12 protein-coding genes are annotated in these 18,722 nt (G+C 60.0%); 7 read left to right on the top strand and 5 right to left on the bottom strand.

From position 1 onward, the window contains the following. Positions 1-6 precede the first annotated feature (6 nt). Positions 7-867 (top strand): hypothetical protein, encoded by an 861-nt coding sequence (locus tag HMPREF3175_RS04400; protein WP_052048611.1) that lies wholly within the window; start codon positions 7-9, stop codon positions 865-867. A 239-nt stretch (positions 868-1,106) separates the two neighbouring features. Continuing rightward, positions 1,107-4,640, top strand: coding sequence for a DUF7507 domain-containing protein (locus tag HMPREF3175_RS10570; RefSeq protein WP_070490842.1), 3,534 nt, complete (start codon positions 1,107-1,109; stop codon positions 4,638-4,640). 216 nt (positions 4,641-4,856) lie between these two features. Here the strand turns inward: HMPREF3175_RS10570 and HMPREF3175_RS04390 are convergent, their stop codons facing one another. After that, the gene (locus HMPREF3175_RS04390; protein ID WP_141742462.1) at positions 4,857-6,239 is read right to left on the bottom strand and encodes a DUF445 domain-containing protein; all 1,383 of its coding nucleotides are present in this window, start codon (positions 6,237-6,239) and stop codon (positions 4,857-4,859) included. A 90-nt stretch (positions 6,240-6,329) separates the two neighbouring features. Between HMPREF3175_RS04390 and HMPREF3175_RS04385 the strand changes: the two genes are divergently transcribed. Both HMPREF3175_RS04385 and HMPREF3175_RS04380 read left to right on the top strand, forming a co-directional pair. Continuing rightward, positions 6,330-7,154 carry a glycerophosphodiester phosphodiesterase gene (locus tag HMPREF3175_RS04385; protein ID WP_070490840.1) on the top strand — a complete coding sequence of 275 codons (825 nt, stop codon included), beginning with the start codon at positions 6,330-6,332 and terminating at the stop codon, positions 7,152-7,154. 176 nt (positions 7,155-7,330) lie between these two features. Beyond that, on the top strand, positions 7,331-8,389 hold the full coding sequence (locus tag HMPREF3175_RS04380; RefSeq protein ID WP_070490838.1) for a D-2-hydroxyacid dehydrogenase: 1,059 nt from the start codon (positions 7,331-7,333) through the stop codon (positions 8,387-8,389). A gap of 91 nt (positions 8,390-8,480) precedes the next feature. On the opposite strand, the gene HMPREF3175_RS04375 is transcribed toward HMPREF3175_RS04380, so the two are convergent. From HMPREF3175_RS04375 to HMPREF3175_RS04360, 4 genes are all read right to left on the bottom strand, one after another. Next, positions 8,481-10,283 (bottom strand): dipeptide ABC transporter ATP-binding protein, encoded by a 1,803-nt coding sequence (locus HMPREF3175_RS04375; RefSeq protein WP_070490836.1) that lies wholly within the window; start codon positions 10,281-10,283, stop codon positions 8,481-8,483. Positions 10,284-10,581: 298 nt separating this feature from the next. Beyond that, positions 10,582-11,712 (bottom strand): acetate/propionate family kinase, encoded by a 1,131-nt coding sequence (locus HMPREF3175_RS04370; protein ID WP_070490835.1) that lies wholly within the window; start codon positions 11,710-11,712, stop codon positions 10,582-10,584. A 102-nt stretch (positions 11,713-11,814) separates the two neighbouring features. After that, positions 11,815-13,920, bottom strand: a complete 2,106-nt coding sequence (pta, locus tag HMPREF3175_RS04365; RefSeq protein ID WP_070490833.1) for a phosphate acetyltransferase — start codon at positions 13,918-13,920, stop codon at positions 11,815-11,817. A 298-nt stretch (positions 13,921-14,218) separates the two neighbouring features. Then, the gene (locus HMPREF3175_RS04360; protein ID WP_070490830.1) at positions 14,219-15,355 is read right to left on the bottom strand and encodes a hypothetical protein; all 1,137 of its coding nucleotides are present in this window, start codon (positions 15,353-15,355) and stop codon (positions 14,219-14,221) included. Positions 15,356-15,552: 197 nt separating this feature from the next. Here HMPREF3175_RS04360 and HMPREF3175_RS04355 point away from each other — a divergent pair, with 197 nt between their 5' ends. The 3 genes from HMPREF3175_RS04355 to HMPREF3175_RS04345 all read left to right on the top strand — a co-directional run bounded on the left by HMPREF3175_RS04355 (position 15,553) and on the right by HMPREF3175_RS04345 (position 18,180). Next, the gene (locus HMPREF3175_RS04355) at positions 15,553-15,867 is read left to right on the top strand and encodes a thiamine-binding protein (protein ID WP_070490829.1); all 315 of its coding nucleotides are present in this window, start codon (positions 15,553-15,555) and stop codon (positions 15,865-15,867) included. 82 nt (positions 15,868-15,949) lie between these two features. Beyond that, positions 15,950-17,260: a GNAT family N-acetyltransferase gene (locus HMPREF3175_RS04350; RefSeq protein WP_070490827.1), complete on the top strand. Its 1,311-nt coding sequence runs from the start codon at positions 15,950-15,952 to the stop codon at positions 17,258-17,260. Between the two features lie 98 nt (positions 17,261-17,358). Then, the gene (locus HMPREF3175_RS04345) at positions 17,359-18,180 is read left to right on the top strand and encodes a spermidine synthase (protein WP_070490859.1); all 822 of its coding nucleotides are present in this window, start codon (positions 17,359-17,361) and stop codon (positions 18,178-18,180) included. The last annotated feature ends 542 nt before the right edge of the window (positions 18,181-18,722 follow it).

Below are 18,722 nucleotides of genomic sequence, written 5' to 3'. Positions count from 1 at the left end.
GGGAACATGTCTACTGAGAACACGCCCCGTACTCAAGCGACGCCGCGCCGCGCCCGTAAAGCGCGCCAACGTCGCAGCGCGGAGGTAGTTCTACCGCGTGAAGCAACCGAAATGCTCGCCCGCAGCATCGTGACCGATGGCGGCAAGGTCAATGACGGTTTCGAACGAGGCCTCAAACGCGTCGTTGGGTGGCAGAGGCCGGTAGTCGTCGCCTACATCCGCCGGTTGAGCAAGAAGCACCCCACCGCAACCCCAGCTGAGCTCGCACGCATCATCGAAGTGAACTATGTGCGCACCGTAACAACCATGGGTGCCGCGGGAGGTGCCGCCGCCATCGTGCCTGGGCTAGGCACACTCGCATCACTCGGGCTCTCCGCAGGTGTGGCCATCGGCTACCTGGAAGCGACCGCGCTCTATGCGCAAGGCATGGCAGAACTGCACGGAGTCGCCGTGGATGACCCGGAGCGGGCAGGCGAGCTCGTGATGGCCCTCATGCTGGGCGAAGAGGGCATCAAGATCCTCAAAGACATGTCCGGCGTTATCGCATCCGGCGGCAAAATCGGGATGCGCACCTTCTTCGCCACAGCGATCGGCGCGGGCGGATCATATGCCTCACTCGGCAAGCAACTGCATTCAAAGTTCCTGAAGAAATTCGCCAAACGACAATCCGCGTCCGCGCTGGGCCGCGCGATGCCGTTCGGGGCAGGCGCGGCATTCGGCGGGGTAGCGAACCGGGTTCTTGCCCGCCGCGTGGTGCGAGCCGCTCACGAACTGTTCGGCGATATGCCCACGGTCACGCCGCGTGACGTGAAAGCTACAGAGCCGCGAGACGCGCTGGAAGTGGCCCCGGAAGCCATCGAGAAGTGAGCCGTTAACTTCCATCACGGATGTGCTGGTGGCCCACGGTCGATGTAGAATCTTGTGTTGTATTTCACCCATCTCGCGCCACCACTGTGCCCTCGCGGCTCCGCACGTGCAGTATGCCTTAGTCGGCATGTACTGGAGCCTGGGTTGAGACTGTTTGCGGGCCTGACATCGGCCGCCCGCAGGTGTTACGCATAGCTATGTGGCGCGAAGTCTCTAACTAGTTCTAGAGCGGAGCGCTTATGACCTGGGGTTCTCACCTCACATCTGCACGCAGCGCAAGTCGCAAACGACGTGCACGGGGCGTACTAGCCCTCATCGCTTCATTCGGCCTCATCGGATCGATGGCTACAGGCGCAGTCACCAGCCACGCAGCCCCGGAACAGGCCGTCAACAGCTCCGTGCTTGCCGCGAGCAAGCAAGCGGCTAAGCCGCGGCAGATCACCGGGACCGTCTATAACGACGTCAACCAGGACAAGTCCCGCAACGAGGGCGAAAAGGTGCTATCCGGTTATGAGGTGGCACTGTTTGAAAAGCGGACGCTGACAAATGCTGCCGGGGTACCTAAACCCAAAGATGCTGTAGCCTCCATGAGGTCAGATAGGGCAGGAAAGTACGTCTTCAACGACGTAGCGGACGGCACATACGTCGTCGTCATCTATCCGGTGGAAGCCACCGACGGACTCACCCACGCTGGCAGCTTTGTCCCACGGGAACAGGGCCAGTGGTATACCGGGCCCATCCCCATCAATAGCACTACAGGGCATGCGGGCATCGACTTCGGCATCATCAAGCCTCAGCTCGGTTTCAAGGTGACGAAGAAAGTCAACGGCGCCAACAGCGTGACCCAGGAGGCCGGTAAGAAAGCGACCTTCACCACGGAAGGTGAAAACACCTCCAACGTGACGCTGGATCGAGTAACCCTCACCGACACCTGGATGAGCGGACGCGAACCGCTGTCCCACACATGCACGTTCTATAAAGCGGACGGCACCCAGTACAAGGGCCAGGCGCTGCGCGAGACCTACATGGGTTTCCCGAACACCAAGACAACCGTCAAGATGAAGGCGGGCGAATCCTTCAAGTGCTCCGCAACCTACGTTGTGACGCAAGCTGACGTAGATGCGAAACAAGACCTCACCAACGAGGCCAGTGTTCGCGGCGCCTACGACTACCTCGACAACTTCGGTAGCAAACAGAGGCCAAGGGAGACACTGGACGTGAGAGCGGCCGACAGCGCAGTGATCCGCCTCTCCGGCGAGGAGCCAACGCCGGAGCCAACCGAAAAGCCTGAACCAACCGAGAAGCCTTCGCCGACGACGGAGCCGACTGACAAGCCTGAGCCGACCGAGAAGCCTGAGCCTACTGAGGATCCGACCGAGAAGCCTGAGCCTACTGAGGATCCGTCGCCGCAGCCAGGCGGGGACGCGTCGATGAAGCTCGTGACCCTCATCGACGGCGAAAAGTCTGTTGAGAAGAACGTTGGCGATGCCGCGAAGTTCACCATCAAGCTCGAGAATACGGGTGCAGCTGACCTTCACGACGTCGCGTTCACCGGTTCCTGGGTTGACGGTAAGGAACCGCTCGAACTCTATTGCGAGGTCGACGGCGACTACGTTTACGCAGACGACGAGAAGTTCGCGCTGAACGTCGGTGAAGCCCTCAACTGTGAGTCCGAATATCGGATGACGCAAGGAGATATTGACGCGGGCGAGCCTCTCAAGAACACCGTGACAGCTGAGGCCGTGACCCGCCCAGCATCCGGTGAGCCACAAAACCTCAAGGAAACTGACTCCGCGGAAGTCATCCCAGCAGCCGCAGACGCACAGCTTGAGGTAAGCAAAGAAGCGTGGGGCGAATACGGTGACGACAACAGCACGGTCGGCGACGAGATCGAATACTGGTTCACGGTACGCAACACCGGCAACGTGACTGTTTCCGACATCGAAATCAATGACCAGATGCTCGCCGACGCGGGCGAGGACGTCGTCTGTGAAGACGACACACTCGCACCGAACGGCCAGACTGAATGCTCCGCGACCTACACCGTCACTGACGGCGATGTGGCGGACGGTAAGACGGAGATCATCAACACCGCGACCGCGAAGGGCAAGACCCCTGCCGGCGAGGACGTCGAAAGCGATGAAGCGACCGCGACCTCCCCAGTTGGCCTGCCCGCTTTGCAGATCGAGAAGAGCATCCTCGATGAGCCAGCCGAAGGCTTTACCGCTGGCGATACGGTGACTTACAGCATCGTGGTGACCTCCACCGGTACCGGTAGCGTCGAAAACGTTCTGGTCAACGACCAGATGCTTTCCGACCGCGGCTCCGAGCTGACGTGTGAATGGAACGGCCGAGGCATCGCGAACGGGCGGATCTTCCTCGACCCGCAAGACACCGCAACCTGCACGGGTTCCATCACTGTCACTGAGGAAGATGTTGCCGCTGGCAAGCCAATCGTGAACACGGCAGAGGCAAGCGGCGGATACAACGACGTCGAAGCCGACACGGTGACCGCTACCGCCGAATTCACGCCGGCAGCGACGAAGGAACCTAAACCGACGGAGGAGCCGACCGAGGAACCTTCGCCAACTGAAGAACCGACGGCTGAACCGACCGAGGAGCCTTCGCCGACTGAGGAGCCAACGGCTGAACCGACTGAGAAGCCAACTGAGCAGCCTTCGCCAACGGGTGAGCCAACGGCTGAGCCGACGGAGGCACCTTCGCCGACTGAAGAGCCGACGGAGGAACCGACCGCAAAGCCGACTAGCGAGCCTACGGACGAACCGACGGGTGAGCCAACGGCTGAGCCGACCGAGGAACCGACGGGGAAGCCTTCGCCGGAGCCTACTGAGGCACCGAAGGCCCCTCAGCTGTCGCTGACGAAACTCCTGAAGGACCCTGCCACGGGCAAGCTCGTAAGCGAAGCGGAGCTCGGCGCGGGTGAGACCGCTCAGTTCACCATCACGGGTACCAACTCGGGTGAGGTCGCGGTTCAGCCTGTCAGGCTCGTTGACACGTGGGTTGAGGGTAAGGCTCCGCTGGACCTCGCATGCCAGATTGACGGCGCCAAGGTGAATGTCAAGGACGCGTCGCTGCGGCTTGAGCCGAAGCAGTCGCTGATCTGCATCACTGAATACACCGTGACCGAAGCCGATGTCGCCAAGCAGGAAGACCTGGTCAACAAGGCAACGATCACCGGCGACGCCGTCAAGAACAAGGCGGGGGAGCGCTCTGCGAAGAGCGTGACGACGTTCAGCGCAACCAAGGCCGATGCTGGCGAGAAGGGCGCGGGCGCGAGCGCGTCTGCTGAAGCTGTCATCAAGATGCCGGCACCAGCATCGACCCCGGAACCGACAGCGGAGCCAGAACCGACAAAGGAACCAGAACCGACAGAGGCGCCAACGAACGAGCCGACCGAGAAGCCGTCGCCGGAGCCATCGGAAAACCCATCCGAGGAACCGAGCGAGAACCCATCGGAAAAGCCTTCCGAGAACCCTTCTGAGGCACCTTCCGAGAAGCCGTCTGAAGCGCCGTCTGAGAACCCATCCGAGGAACCAGGCGAGAAGCCATCTGAGGAATCAAGCGCGGACCCGGCGGTGGAAGCATCTGAGGATCCAGCAGGCGATTCAGGTAGCGAAGCCAACGAGGACTCCGCCGACTCGGGTTCCCTCGCGGCAACCGGTGCGCAAGTAGCGGGTGCCATCGCGATCGCTGTAGGCCTCATCTTCCTGGGGATTCTGCTGACGATCATCATGCGTCGCCGCAATAAATAAGGCGGCCTCGACTAGCCCGGCAGCCGGCCTGCCCCGCTAGAGCAGACCAGCACAACAGCAGGGTGGGAACACGAAAACCGTGTTCCCACCCTGCTGTATCTGTATTCACTTCTCACTCGCAGACGGAGCTGCCGGCTAGGGCGGCGCTGTCGGTCCAGGTGGAATGACCGGCCAAGAGGGACCCCACATCCGGCCCGCCACAGAATACACTCAACGCTAAGAGAGCCCGGCACTCACCAAACTAGCCAACGCAAAAATAGCGACACCAGCCAACGAACCCACGACAGTACCGTTGATCCGGATGAACTGAAGATCCCTACCCACCATCAGCTCGATACGATCCGTAGCCTGAGACGCATCCCAATCACGCGCAGTATCCGTAATCAGCTCAACAGCCTTATCCCTATACCGCACAGCAGCCCACCGGGCAGCCTGAACAGCCCACACATCGACCTTCGCAGCAAACGGATCGCCACCAACCAACCGCCGGCCAAGATCAACCAAGCCATGCGTCAAAGACTCACGCAACGGCGCATCAACAGAAGCCGCAGCATCGGACACAGACCGCTTCATCTGAACCCACACATCGGAGGCAACCTGACGCAACCGCGGATCCGAAGCCAACGAAACCTTCAAAGCCTCAAAACGCTCCTGCGTCACAGCATCCCGCTGCAAACCATCAGCAACAGAGGCCAACCAACCATCCACACTCACACGCAAAGGGTGAGCCGCATCAGACCGCGCCGCCTCCAAAACACTGACCAACTCCCGATGCAAACGCTCACCGATCAACCGATCCACCCGCGACGGCAACCAGCCAGGCGTCCGATCAGCAACCAACCGATGAACAACCTCCGGATGCTCCCGCAACCACCCAGCCGCTTGATCGACCAAAGACTCCACCGCCGCAACATGCTGCCGATCATCCACAACCCGGCCCAAAACCATGCCAACCGTGCTAGCCCACTGCGGCTCAACCACATGCTCACGAACCAAACCCTCAGCGACCCGCTGAAAATCCTCATCCGCGACAACCTCCATCAGCCCAGACGCGATCGTCAAAAGCTCGCCCGAAAGCTGCTCAGCCCGCTCACGATCAGCGATCCAGCCACCCAACGGCTGCGCAACACGAAGATTCGCCAAACGCTTCTCAAGAACCTCATCATTCAAGAAATTCTCACGAACAAAAGCGCCCAAACTATCGCCAATCTGATCCTTCTTCCGAGGAATCAAACCCGTATGCGGGATCGGCAAACCCATCGGCCTACGAAACAAGGCCGTCACCGCAAACCAATCCGCCAACGCACCAACCATGCCGCCCTCAGCGCCAGCACGAACATAACCAGCCCACACAAAACGATCCTGCAACGCAAAACCGACCGCAAAAATCACAGCCAGTATTGCGAGCAGTGCCGTCGCGACGAACTTCATTTTGCGAAGAGCCTGGCGCCGCTCTTCATCGGTAGGAGCACTCAGGTTAGGGCTAGTAGCGAGCTGGAACGGGGAGGGTTCCTTGCTAGTTGGCTCTTTGTCGGCCGGTTGTTGATTGAGCGGCTGTTGGTTGGGCGGCTGTTGGTTGAGTGCAGGGGTGGACGGCACGGAATCCTCCTCAATGAAAATGAACAATCCAATCTAAACACCTGCGCCGCATCGTTAACAGCTCAGGGCGTAAGAAGCTAGGCTGAAGGCGTGCCACGCATATTTGCTCACCGCGGATCATCAGGCCGCTATGCCGAAAACACTCGCGCTGCCTTCATGCAAGCAATCCAGGACGGAGCCGACGGGCTGGAATGCGATGTGCGGCTCACCGCCGACGGCGAGGTTGTGGTGCATCACGACGCGAAACTCGGGCGGACATCGAACGGGTCAGGTCCGGTGAGCGAGCATAGCTTGACGCAACTGCGCGGATTGGACTTCAGCAGCTGGAAGAACCCGAGTTGGCCAGCCGAATACGGGGGAACACGCGAGCAGCTCTTGACGTTGGATGACCTGCTCGATATCGCGGAGGCGGCTGGCCGGCCGATCGAGGTAGCGATCGAAGTGAAACACACACCCGCACACAACCCGGCCCTCGATGAAGCGGTGTTGGCGATCCTGGAGGCCCGCTCCACCCCCTCCTCTTTAACCTTCGGCAACGTGAGTGCTTCTATTATGAGCTTCAGCCCCACCTCGGTACGCCGCATGATCGAGGTCTGCGGAGCTGAAAAGGTATGTATGCTCATTGAAAATAAGAGACTGACCAAGCTACAAAGGTCGCGACAAAACGCTGCGATGAAAATGCTCGATGAAACTGCTCAACTCCTGGCGGGCCCAGGAGTATCGTTCATCCGGGCGCATGAAGAACATGTACACCGATGGATACGCCAAGGCACGAAGCACCGTGTGTGGACAGTCGACACGCTCGAAGACGCCCACTACCTACTCGATCTAGGGGTCGAAGAGCTCACCGGCAACTACCCAGCCGAGCTGCGGCAAGCACTACAAGACGCACCCACCCCCCCACGCCCTAACTAACCTTCGGCCCCAGGTAAGTAACCTTCGGCACCAAAATTGCAGTTATTAACCCCGCAACGATTAATTTCAGCAATTACGTTGCCCAAGGTTAAAACGAGGGGCAGACCGCACCGCTGCTCAACACGCCCGCGCACTAGGATGGCAACCAAACCAAACCCCATCCCACAGGAGCTAGCATGCAGAAGGAAACGCGCCCCCGCATCGTTATCGCAACCCCGCTGAACGAAGAGCTCACCAGCCGCATCAGCACCGAACTTCCGGAATGCGAGATCGTCAGCGCACCTGACCTGCAACCGCCAGCGCGATACCCCGGAGACTGGCCCGGTGACCCGAACTTCACCCGCACCGCAGAGCAACAACAACGCTACGAAGAGCTCCTCGCAACTGCCGACGCACTCTTCGCAGTACCAGACGAATCCGGCACTCTCCTCGGCAAAATCGTGGAGAAAAACGACAAACTCCGTTGGGTTCACACCACCGCGGCCGGCGGCGGGGCACAAATCAAACGCGCCAACATCAGCCCTGAACGCCTCGAAACATTCACCGCCACCACATCGGCCGGCGTCCACGGGCAAACCCTCACCGAGTACGCGCTATTCGGGGTCCTCGCCGGCGCGAAAGACCTGCCCCGCATCCAGGAAGATCAACGGAACTCTCATTGGCCGGAGCCTCGCTGGACGATGCGTGCACTCGCAGATATGACCGTTCTGGTCCTGGGTTTGGGCGGCATCGGCTCCCGCACGGCAGCCGTGTTCTCTGCTGTTGGCGCCCGAGTCTGGGGTGCTTCGCGTTCAGGGCGCCCAGTTGACGGGTTGGACAGGGTCATCCCGATGGATGAGTTGCACGGCGCGCTGGGCGAGGTGGACGCGCTCGTTGTGACGCTACCCGGCACGTCAGCGACCCGCCACCTCGTGGACACTGAGTTTTTGGACGCGTTGAAGGACGATGCGGTTGTGGTCAACGTGGGTCGCGGCTCGGTGATCGATGAGGCAGCTTTGGTTGAGGCGCTTGATCGGGGGAAGATCAGTTTCGCTGCGCTGGATGTGACGGAGCGGGAACCGTTGGCGCCGGAGAGCCCGCTGTGGCGCCACGAGAAAGTGATGATTACCCCGCACAACGCTGCACTGTCGAACAAGGAGCCAGAGAGGGTCGTGAACTTGTTCATTGAGAACGCGAAAGCCTGGCTCGCCGGTGAAGAGATGAAGAACGTGGTCGATAAGGTCCACTTCTACTGACGTTTTGTATCTTCGGCATCGCTAGTGCTGAAAAGGCCCCTCGGGGCCGAATTTCAGCACTAGCGATGCCGAAGGTGGTTAACGGGGGTGGTCAGGCTCCCTGGTCTTCCTCAAAGCCGAGTACATTGCCGGGGATGGACGCCAACAGTTTCCGTGTATACGGGTGCCGCGGGTTCGTGAAGATCTCCTCCGAAGACGCAGCCTCCACCAGTTCACCCGACTTCATCACACACACATAGTCCGAAATCAGCCGCACCACCGCCAGGTCATGCGAAATGAAAAGATACGATAGCCCTTTCTCTGCCTGCAAGCGTCCCAGCAACTTCAAAATCTGGTCCTGAACCAACACATCGAGCGCCGACACCGGCTCATCACACACAATCAGATCCGGCTCCAACGCCAAAGCGCGCGCAATCGCCACACGCTGCCGCTGCCCACCCGACAATTCAGAGGGATAACGCCCCAACAACTCGAGCGGCAACGCAACCTCATCCATCAACGAACGCACCTTCTCACGCCGCTGCCTAGAAGAACCCACCCTATAGGCGTCAAGCGGCTCCCGGATGATGCGGCCAATCGTATACATCGGGTTCAAAGACGAATAAGGGTCCTGAAAAATCGGTTGCATACGGCGCCGGACACCCCTCCAATCCGCCTTCCCCATACGCAACATGTCCCGGCCATCAAACTCAATCCGTCCACTCGAGGGCTCAGTCAACCCCAACAACATGCGCGCCGTCGTCGTCTTCCCAGACCCAGACTCACCCACAAGCGCAACCGTCGAACCACGCGGAATCTCAAACGAAACATCCTTCGCCGCGAAAAAATCCTCACCGCGCCCACCACGCCTCGGATACGACTTCGACAACCCCTCAACACGAACCAACGGGCCATCAGTCTTCGCCACGGCCGCCGCATCGGCCGCAGCTGCCGCATCAAGCCCCGACCCCGAATCAGCCCCACCGGAACCTGACCTCGCGCTAGACCCAGCCACCGCATCGTAAGCCCCGGCAACACCAAGCATGCCCGCGTACGCGCCCGGCACCAACCGTGCCGCAGCGACCGACGGCGCCGCCGTCACCAACTCACTCGTGTAAGGGTGCTGCGGGCTCTCCAACAACTGGCGCGCAGGGCCCGCCTCAACAACACGGCCACGATGCATCACCACGATGTCCTCGGCGCGCTCTGCCGCAAGACCAAGATCATGCGTAATCAACAACACCGACGTACCCTGCTGAGCCGTCAAAGTGTCCAACTCATCGAGGATGACCCGCTGCACGGTCACATCGAGCGCAGACGTCGGCTCATCAGCGATCAAAAGACGCGGCCGGCACGCAAGCCCGATAGCGATCAAGACACGCTGGCGCAAACCACCCGAAAGTTCGTGTGGATACTGCCGGGCCTTATCCTCAGGGTCAGGGACCCCCGCCTCCCGCATCAGCTCGAGGACGCGCGCATCAACCGTGCTCTTAGTGGCTGCCCTGTTGATGAGCAGCGTCTCCGCGATCTGCGCACCGACCCGCGCCACCGGGTTGAGATTAGACATCGGATCCTGCGGCACAAGCCCGATGTGGTTGCCGCGTAGCCGCTGAAAGTCGTGGTCAGAGTAGGTCGCGAGGTCAACGCCCTCGAAGAGGATCGAACCGGACGTAATGGAGCCGTTCTCGGGGAGTAGGCCGATGACCGCCATCGCGAGGGTGGATTTACCCGAGCCGGACTCACCAACGATCGCGAGCGTCCTGCCGGGCTTCAACGTGAGGTTGGCGCCTTGGACCGCGTTGACTTCGCCATGACGGGTTTTGAAACTGACGGAGAGGTCTTTGACGTCGAGTAGCGGGCCCTCAGCGGTGGTGTTAGGCGCTATATCGTCCTCGCAGGAAGTGACGTGAGGCATAGGCACCATTTTGCCTTATGAGTGTTGTTTTCCCTCAGACGTTAATCTTCGGCACAAAAATTGTAGTTATTCGGTAAAGCTATGCGGGTCAGCGCGATGTCGAGCCGAGGGCGAAGCGGCCGAGCCGCAGCAGGGCGGCGGCATGGTAGCGATTCGCTGGCGGGCCAGTGGCCAGGCGGCACAGTAGCGAGACGACGGCTACGCGACAGTTTGGTGGCAGCGTGCCTGTTGGCGAGTCTATTTCAGCAATTTCGTTGCCGAAGGTTCCTTAAACCGTAGTTTTGGAACACTCTTGTTGCTAAAGGTTAGAGAGGAGGTGGGCGGTGGCTTTCGCGATCGCGACCTCCTCGTCGGTTGCTACGACCATGACTGTAATGGTTGAGTGTTCGGTGGAGATGATGGTGGGTTCTGTGCTGGCGTTGTTGTTCGCGTTCTCATCGATCTCGATCCCGAGCGGCGCGAGGCCTTTGCAGACGATGTCACGGAACGGCGCGGAGTTTTCGCCGATGCCGCCGGTGAACACGAGTGAATCTGCTCCGCCGATCGCTACATGGTAGGCGCCGATGTATTTCTGTAGCCGGTACGCGGCAACATCGAGCGCGAGCTGCGCTTCGGGGTTTGTTGCCGCCGCATCGACCACTTCTTTCATGTGTGAACGTCCCGCGAGCCCAAGCAGGCCGGAGCGTTTGTTCAGCATGATATCCAGCTCGTCGGCGGTGTAGAGGCCGCGTTCGATGAGTTGCGTTACCACGGAAGGGTCGAGGTCGCCTGACCGTGTCCCCATTACCAGGCCCGCGAGCGGGGTGTAGCCCATCGAGGTGTCGTAGGACTTGCCGTTGCGGATTGCGGTGACGGATGCGCCGTTGCCGAGGTGGGCGACGATGCCGTTGAATTCAGCACTAGTGATGCCGAGGGTTGCGGCGGCGGTGTTGGCGACGTATTCGTGGCTGGTGCCGTGGAACCCGTAACGGCGGACACCGTGTTCTTTGTAGAGGACGTCGGGGATGGCGTATCGCCAGGCTTTTTCTGGCATGGTCCGGTGGAACGCGGTGTCGAAGACGACGACTTGCGGCAGCTCCGGCCACTGTTCGGATACGGCCCGTAGGCCCGACGCAGCGGCCGGGTTGTGTAGCGGTGCGAGCGGGGAGAGCGCTTCGATTTCTTTGATGACGTCCGGGGTGACGAGCGTAGGCTCTGAGAATTTTTCTCCCCCGTGCACGACACGGTGCCCGACAGCGTCGATGCCGTGGTCGTCGCCGAGTTCCCGCTGCATGTGTTCAGTGACGAGGGTGAGAGCCTCCCCGTGGTCGTCGACGCCGCCGAGCCCGATCTCTTCAACGTTCCCAGAAAGCGCTTCGTGGCCTGTTTCTGGGTCGAGGATCACGTATTTGAGGGACGAAGAACCCCAATTCATCACGAGAATACGCACCGCAACCTGACCCTTCTACACGCTGTCTTGAGGTGAGGCGCATGTGCGAGGCGCCCACCACATCGTAGTCTAACTGGGATTAGAGCACTCCCGTTGCCGAAGTTAATCGTCTTGGTGCTGGGTGTGCTCGCGCGGGGTGAGGCTTTGTGCTTGGATCGCCGTGATGGCGACGGTGTTGACGATGTCGGCGACGGTGGTGCCTCGGGAGAGGTCGTTGACGGCTTTGTTGAGTCCTTGGAGTACGGGGCCGACTGCGACTGCGCCGGCGGATTGTTGCACGGCTTTGTACGTGTTGTTGCCGGTGTTGAGGTCAGGGAAGATGAGGACGGTGGCGTGGCCTGCAACGTTGGAGTCGGGCAGTTTGGATGCGGCGATGCTGGTGTCGACGGCGGCGTCGTATTGGATGGGTCCTTCGACGGGGAAGTCAGGGTTTTGGGCGTGGACGAGTTCGGTTGCTTCACGGACACGGTCGACGTCTTCGCCGCTGCCGGAGGTTCCGGTGGAGTAGGAGAGCATTGCGACGCGTGGGTCGACGTCGAACTGGCGTGCTGTTGCGGCCGAAGCGGTGGCGATGGACGCGAGTTGTTGCGCGGTCGGGTTGGGGTTGACGGCGCAGTCGCCGTAGACGAGGACTTTCTCCGGCAGGCACATAAGGAACACGGATGAGACGATATCTGCGCCTTCACGGGTCTTGATGATTTGGAGGGCTGGGCGGATCGTGTCGGCGGTTGTGCCAACTGCTCCTGCGACCATGCCGTCCGCGCCGCCGGTGTGCACCAGCATCGTGGCCCAGAAAGTTTTATCAGACATTTTGGCGCGCGCATCGTGTTCGGTGATGCCTTTGTGTTTGCGTAGTTCGTAGAATTCGTGCGCGAATTCTTCGGTGCGCGGGTCGGTTTCGGGGTCGACGATGGTGACGCCGGTGAGGTTGATACCTTTTTCACGGGCGAGGGTCTCGACTTCTGGGCCGCCGAGGATGATGAGGTCGCAAATATTGCGGCGGGTGATGATTTCAGCGGCGCGCAAGATGCGTTCGTCTTGCCCTTCGGGGAGCACAACGGTGCGGCGGTCTTGTTGCGCTTTGGTGATGAGCCGGTGGAGGAACCGGACGGGGGTTACGACGTCGGGGGAAGGCAGTTCGAGGCGGGCGAGGAGCTCGTCTTCGTCGACGGATTCTTCCCACGCGGAGAGTACGGCCGCGTTTTTGCGGGCAATGTTGTCGGTGATGTCGCCGTGGATGTTCGCGACGGTTTGCGCGGTGGTGAAGGTGCCTTGTTCGGTCGCGTAGACGGGGAAGGGCGCTTCGGCGAGGACGGGTAAGACCGCGGAGTCGACGGGGCGCGGCCCGGTGACGAGGACCCCGGCGGTCGAGTAGAAGTCGAGGGTGCGGGAGGCGGCGACGGCGGCGAGGAGGACGTCGCTGCGGTCGGATGGTGTGATGAGGAACGTGTCGTCGGCGATGTAGCGTTCCAGCAGGTAGCCGACGTTCATGCCGGCGATGATGGTGTTGTTGATGGTGCGTTCGGGGTTGTTGGTGCCGGCGATGAGGCGTGCGTCGGTTGCTTTGGCGATGTTTTCGACGGTGGGTGCGGTGACGTCGGTGAGTTCGGGGATGACGTAGACCTTGCGGTGGGAGCGGCCTGGCCGGACTTGGGTGCGGATGTCGTCGAGGAGGGCCGGGTTGGCGCGGTTGACGATCATGGATAGTAGGGACACGTTGGCGTCGTAGAAGGCGTCGCGTGCGAGGTCGACGGCTTCGGCGACGTCATGGGCGGTTTTGTTGGAGCCGTTGACGACGCCGATCATGTGGCTGCCGAGGTGGTTGGCGAGGCGAGCGTTGAGTTCGAATTCGCTGCCGTAGTCGTGGCCGGTGAGGTCGGTGCCTTCGATGACGATGACGTCGGTGTTCGCGGCGAGTGTTGAGTAGGTTTCGAGGGTGAGTGTATAGATTTCTTCGGTGCGGCCGGAGGCGATGAGTTCGTGTGCTTCGCTGCGGGTGAGGCCGACCCCGGAGTTTTCGTTGGTGAGGCTGTAGTTGGCGCGGAAGTACTTGAGCGAGGTGTCGTTTTCGGGTGTGTCGGCTTCGGTGATGGGGCGGAAGAAGCCGACGCGGGTTGCGCGGCGGTGGAGGAGTTCGGTCACCCCGACGGCGATGATCGTTTTGGCTGCGCCGGGGGCAGTGGCAGAAATGTACAGGCCGCGGGTCATGAAGTCCTCGCTGTGTGGTGGGGGGATGTACGTGTGACCCCTACATTTTCCCACCATTTTTCATCTTCGGCACTTTAACTGCTGCAAAAGTGGCGATAACGACAATGTTGATGCCGAAGGTTAAGAAATGGAGTAACACGGCATGCCTGAACGCTACCGGGTGGCTAGTTTTGCGGCAGCTACGCGAAGATGGCCACCGAGTTTGGTGAATGTCTGGGTCGTTGTTGGGGAAATAACAGCACTCTCGGTGCCGAAGGTTAGAAATAGGTAGGGTGGGGCGCAGATCATGGCGTTGGTGTCAGGCCGCTAACGTGTAGCCGAGCGCTTTACGGATCTGGCGGATAACAGGTGATTGAGCCAGCGCCGGCGCTAACCCCATTGAGGCTGGCTGCCATACCCGCAGTTTGATCCCGTAATGCCCGATGCGTACCCCGAGCGGCCGCATCGGCCTCTGTTTGTTTTTGCTGAGTTGGTTCCAGGCGGTGAGGCGTTCCCGGGTCAGCCAGCCGAGGCGCTCCTGCGGTGATATGTCTTTTTCTGTGACGATGATTTGCTTCCATCCGAGCCGGGCTGTGAGTGCGTTGCGGCGCGCGTCGGTGACTTGTTTCTTTGCGCTTGTGTGGATTGCGCCGTCGTATTCGCACGCTACTTTCGTTTCGGGCCAGGTGAGGTCGGGGCGCACGATGGGGTGTCCGTCGTGGTCTTGGATCCACCGGTTGACGGCGGGTTCGGGCAGTTGAGCTTCGCGGCAGGCGAGTCGTAGGCGGGTTTCTTGGGGCGAGTCGGCGCCGATGCGTGCGAGGCGTAGTGCTTTTCGCGCGATTCTGATGCCTGGAATGTGGGGGTGCGCGTCGATGAACGCCGCGATTTTCGCGGGCGTGGAGAGTGGTTTTTCGCGGTTTTCGTATTTTGGGTTGGGGATGCGGATGATGTGGTCGAGGGTGATGACCATGTTTTCGAGGTCGAGGATGTTGGCGAGGTCGAACCAGGTGCGTTCGACGGTGGTGATGTGTATGTGGGTGGGGAATTCGGGGTCGGGGAGGGTTGTGACGTCGCCTGGTTTGAGGCGTCGTTTGTTCCATTCGAGGTGGTGGCCTGGGTGGTCGCGGCGCCAGGTGCGTGACCAGAGGCTGATGCGTGGTGTTGGGGTGTTTGGGTCGGTGGTGGGGTTTTCGATCCAGTGGGGTAGTGGGAGTTTGTAGTGTTGGGCTGCTTGTATTCCTGTGATGACGATGCGGGGGCGGCTTCTGCTGTAGGCGCGGGCGATTGCGGTGGGGGTGGGTGTGGTGTTGCGGTGGCAGTAGATGCTTGGGGCTACGCGTGTGTATTGGTGTGAGCGGAGTTGGCCGGGTGTGAGGCCGGCTTGGATGGCTTCTTGGCGCGTGAAGACAGTGTTGTGGAGTGCTTCTGGTGGTGGTGTGAGTTTTCTTCCCATGGATGCATCATGGGGTGTTTTTGTGTGGCGTGGAGGTGATTTCTAGAATCTGTGGATAATTATTCTTTGGCAACGTAATTGCTGGAAAATCTGTGGATAGTGGCCTGGGTGCGTGGTTTTGTAGCACTGGTGTTGCCGAAAGTTAAAGGGTGTCACTTGGGTGGGCTTCGCCGGGTAAACGTGGCACGCTGTTTTTTATGATTGTTGCTTTTTCTGTTGCGCCTTCCGGTGCTGGTGCTGACAGTGATGGTTCGGTCGCTGAGGCTGTTGCCGAGGCGGTGAAGGTGGTCCGTGATTCGGGGCTGCCGAACCGCACGTCGAGTATGTTCACGGAGATCGAAGGCACTTGGGATGAGGTGTTTGATGTGATCAAGCGCGCCACCGAGGCGGTGGAGCGGTTCGGTTCCCGTGTTTCGCTGGTCATCAAGGCTGATATTCGTCCAGGGTTCGATGGGGAATTGGACGGTAAGCTTGAGCGCTTGGAGTCCGCTATAAGCAAGTCGGATAGCTGATTGTTGTGGCGACGCGGTACGCACGCGTCGGTCGAGTTCGCGTGGCCGGTTCGGGTTCGCATCGTGGTTGTGGGAGGTTTGAGTGACTGACGTTCCTGTTGGGGGTTTCTCTTTTCAGGGGTTGCTGTCTTCGGTCACCCATGAACCTGAGGCGTTGGCTACTATTCGCCGTCAGTTGGAGGCGGAGGGCGATACTCATGCGAGTGCTTCTTTCGGGAAGTTGTTGGCGTTGTTGACGACGTTGACTCGTTCTCGGCGTGTGCTGGATATTGGTGCGGGGCTGGGGTATTCGTCTGGTTGGTTTTTGCAGGCGTTGCCGGCGGATGGGCATTTGCATGCGTTGGAGATTGACCGTGACTGCGCTGCTCGGGCGCGGGAGAATTTGCGTCTGTTGGACCCGGAGGGTGAGGCTTCGGGGCGGTGGACTGTTGATGCGGGGCCTGCGGTTCGTGCGTTGCATCAGTTGACGTGGAATCGTTTGGCTCCGTTTGATGTGGTGTTGATTGATGCTGATCCTGAGTCGGCTGCGACGTATTTGAAGTGGGCTTTGCGGTTGACGACGCCGGGTTCGGTTGTGGTTGTGCGTGGGCTGGATGCGTTGGCGGATGCGGATGTTGAGGCTGTGGAACGGGCGTGGGCTGAGGAGTCAGCGTCATCGGAGTCTTTATATGCCGTTACAGGTAAGAAATCAGCCTCGATAGATGCCGCTACGGGAATGTATGGAGCGTTGCAGCTTTTGCGTGACGATCCGCGGTTCGCTTCAACTGCGTTCGGTTGTTTGAGTGAGCAGGTTTCCTCCGGCACGGCGGTCGCCTTGATTACTGCGGCGAGCCCGCCCGCGTCGGCTGGCACTGATGTGCGCATCGAGCCTATGACTGCGGAGACAGTCAGAGATGCTTTGCGTGTCAAGAATCAGGGCTGGCGTGATACCTATGACAAGTATTTGGGTGAAGAAGACCTGAATGAGATGGATGCGCGCCTAGATAAAGATGTGGCTGCGTGGTCGGCTATGCTGGCGCGCCCAGGTAATCAGTCGCGTTTTGCGGTCGCGCGTACCTCGGATGGTCAGGTGGTTGGTGTGGCGACGGCGGCGCCGATTCTTGATGACCAGGATCGTTTTGAGACGCACGCAAAGTGGCAACTGTTCACTTGCTACGTGGACAAGGCGTGGCATGGCAGTGGGATTGCGTCGCGGCTGGTGGATTTTGTGGTTGGTGAGGATTCCTGCATTTTGGGGGGTCTGGAGGATAATGCTCGTGCGCGCGCTTTCTATACGAAGCTTGGTTTCGTTGCCGATGGGGCGGTGGAGAATCTGCCGGATGAGTGGTCGGGCGCGCGAGAGATTCGCATGATCCGCAATGTTCCAACGAAGAATTTGACGACGCATTCATGAGCGGGGGCTCAACGCGGCGCGTGGGTGTATCGCGTAGGAAGCGGGGGAGGGCTGCCCGTCGATCACGCTTGCTGCAGGGCGAGAATACAGCGTCCGATGTGGGCGCTGATGCTCGCACCGATGTTCCGCCGGCAGGGCCGGAGGATCTGCGGGAAGGCCAGTGGCCTGTTTCGACTGGTGTGGTGGCGCTTGAACGCGACTCGTATACACCGGATACTTGGACAGTTTTGGTGAATGGTGTGCCGTCCTCGAGCATCAATCTTTCTGATCCGTTTCACCTGGATTTCGAGTATATGCGTTGGATGGCATTGATTCTGGGCAATGTTTTTGATGCTGAGGCGCGTCTTCGGGTTTTGCATTTGGGTGGCGGGGCTGCGGCTTTTCCACGGTATGTGAATGCGGCGTTCCCGGAGTCGCGACAGGTTGTTGTGGAGTTGGATGCCCGGCTAAACGAGTTGGTGCGGGGCTGGTTCGATCTGCCGCGGGCGCCGATGCTGCGGTTGCGTTCGGGGGATGCTTTGGATGTTGTTCCGACGCTGACGGCGGCTAGCCGTGATGTTGTGGTCCGGGATGTCTTCGTGGGAGATGTGACGCCGTCGGGATTCGTTGATGCCGGGTTCGTTGGTGAGGTTGCGAGAGTCTTGGCGCCGGATGGGTTATATCTGTTGAATGTGGGTGATGGCCCGGAACTGGTGAATGTGCGCCGCGAACTCTCAACCCTTAAAGGAACCTTCGGCAACATAATTGCTGTTTCGGATCCCGCGGTATTTAAGGGAAGGCGCAGAGGAAATATCGTGATGGCGGCGTCGAACCAAGGCTTCGGAGATGCGGCGCGCCTTGTTAAAGGATTGCTTTCCGACCCTTTGCCGGCTCAAGTGTTGGCAGGCAACGAGCTGGAGTCACGCTTCGGCGCGAAGTGAAGGTTGCGTTGATGGCTGACGAGGAACTGCCGCGAACGTGCATAGGTGCCTGATTTCTTCGACAAAGTAGTCCCGCTCGCGTCAAGGACAGTTCTTCCGGATAAGGCGTACTGCACCGCTTAGTGAAACTCAGCTGTCGATGATGGATGGTGTGATCGTACTCGAGTTCAGATTCCCCGCAGGTTACCTGGTGGGTATAGCAAGAGTAGCGTAAACAGCGGCATTGACGCATCGCCGACATTGGTTATTCAACTGAACCCCAGAGGGTATGTTCAGGGCCGGCCGCGAGAAGCGGCCGGCCCGTTTTGTGTGTTGTGTTGTGGGATTGTGGTGCGCGGCGGCTGAGCGGTTATGTGGGGCTCGCGCCGTGTGGGGGTTTGCGTGTTTGGCGGGGTTTGAAGATGGTGAAGTCTTGTATCTTGCAGGTCGGATCATCACTCGGGTTGCCTGGTTGGCAGGGACCGGAGACATTGACGGACCTCATACTCCAAACCCGTATACCCAAGGGTGTAGCTTGGGTTTCTAAGGTTCCTGGGATGGTG

Source organism: Arthrobacter sp. HMSC08H08 (genome assembly GCF_001807575.1).
GTDB classification, from domain to species: Bacteria; Actinomycetota; Actinomycetes; order Actinomycetales; family Micrococcaceae; genus Pseudoglutamicibacter; species Pseudoglutamicibacter albus.
Note: the sequence above shows the minus strand (reverse complement) of the source record. Positions and strands in the feature narration are given on the sequence as shown.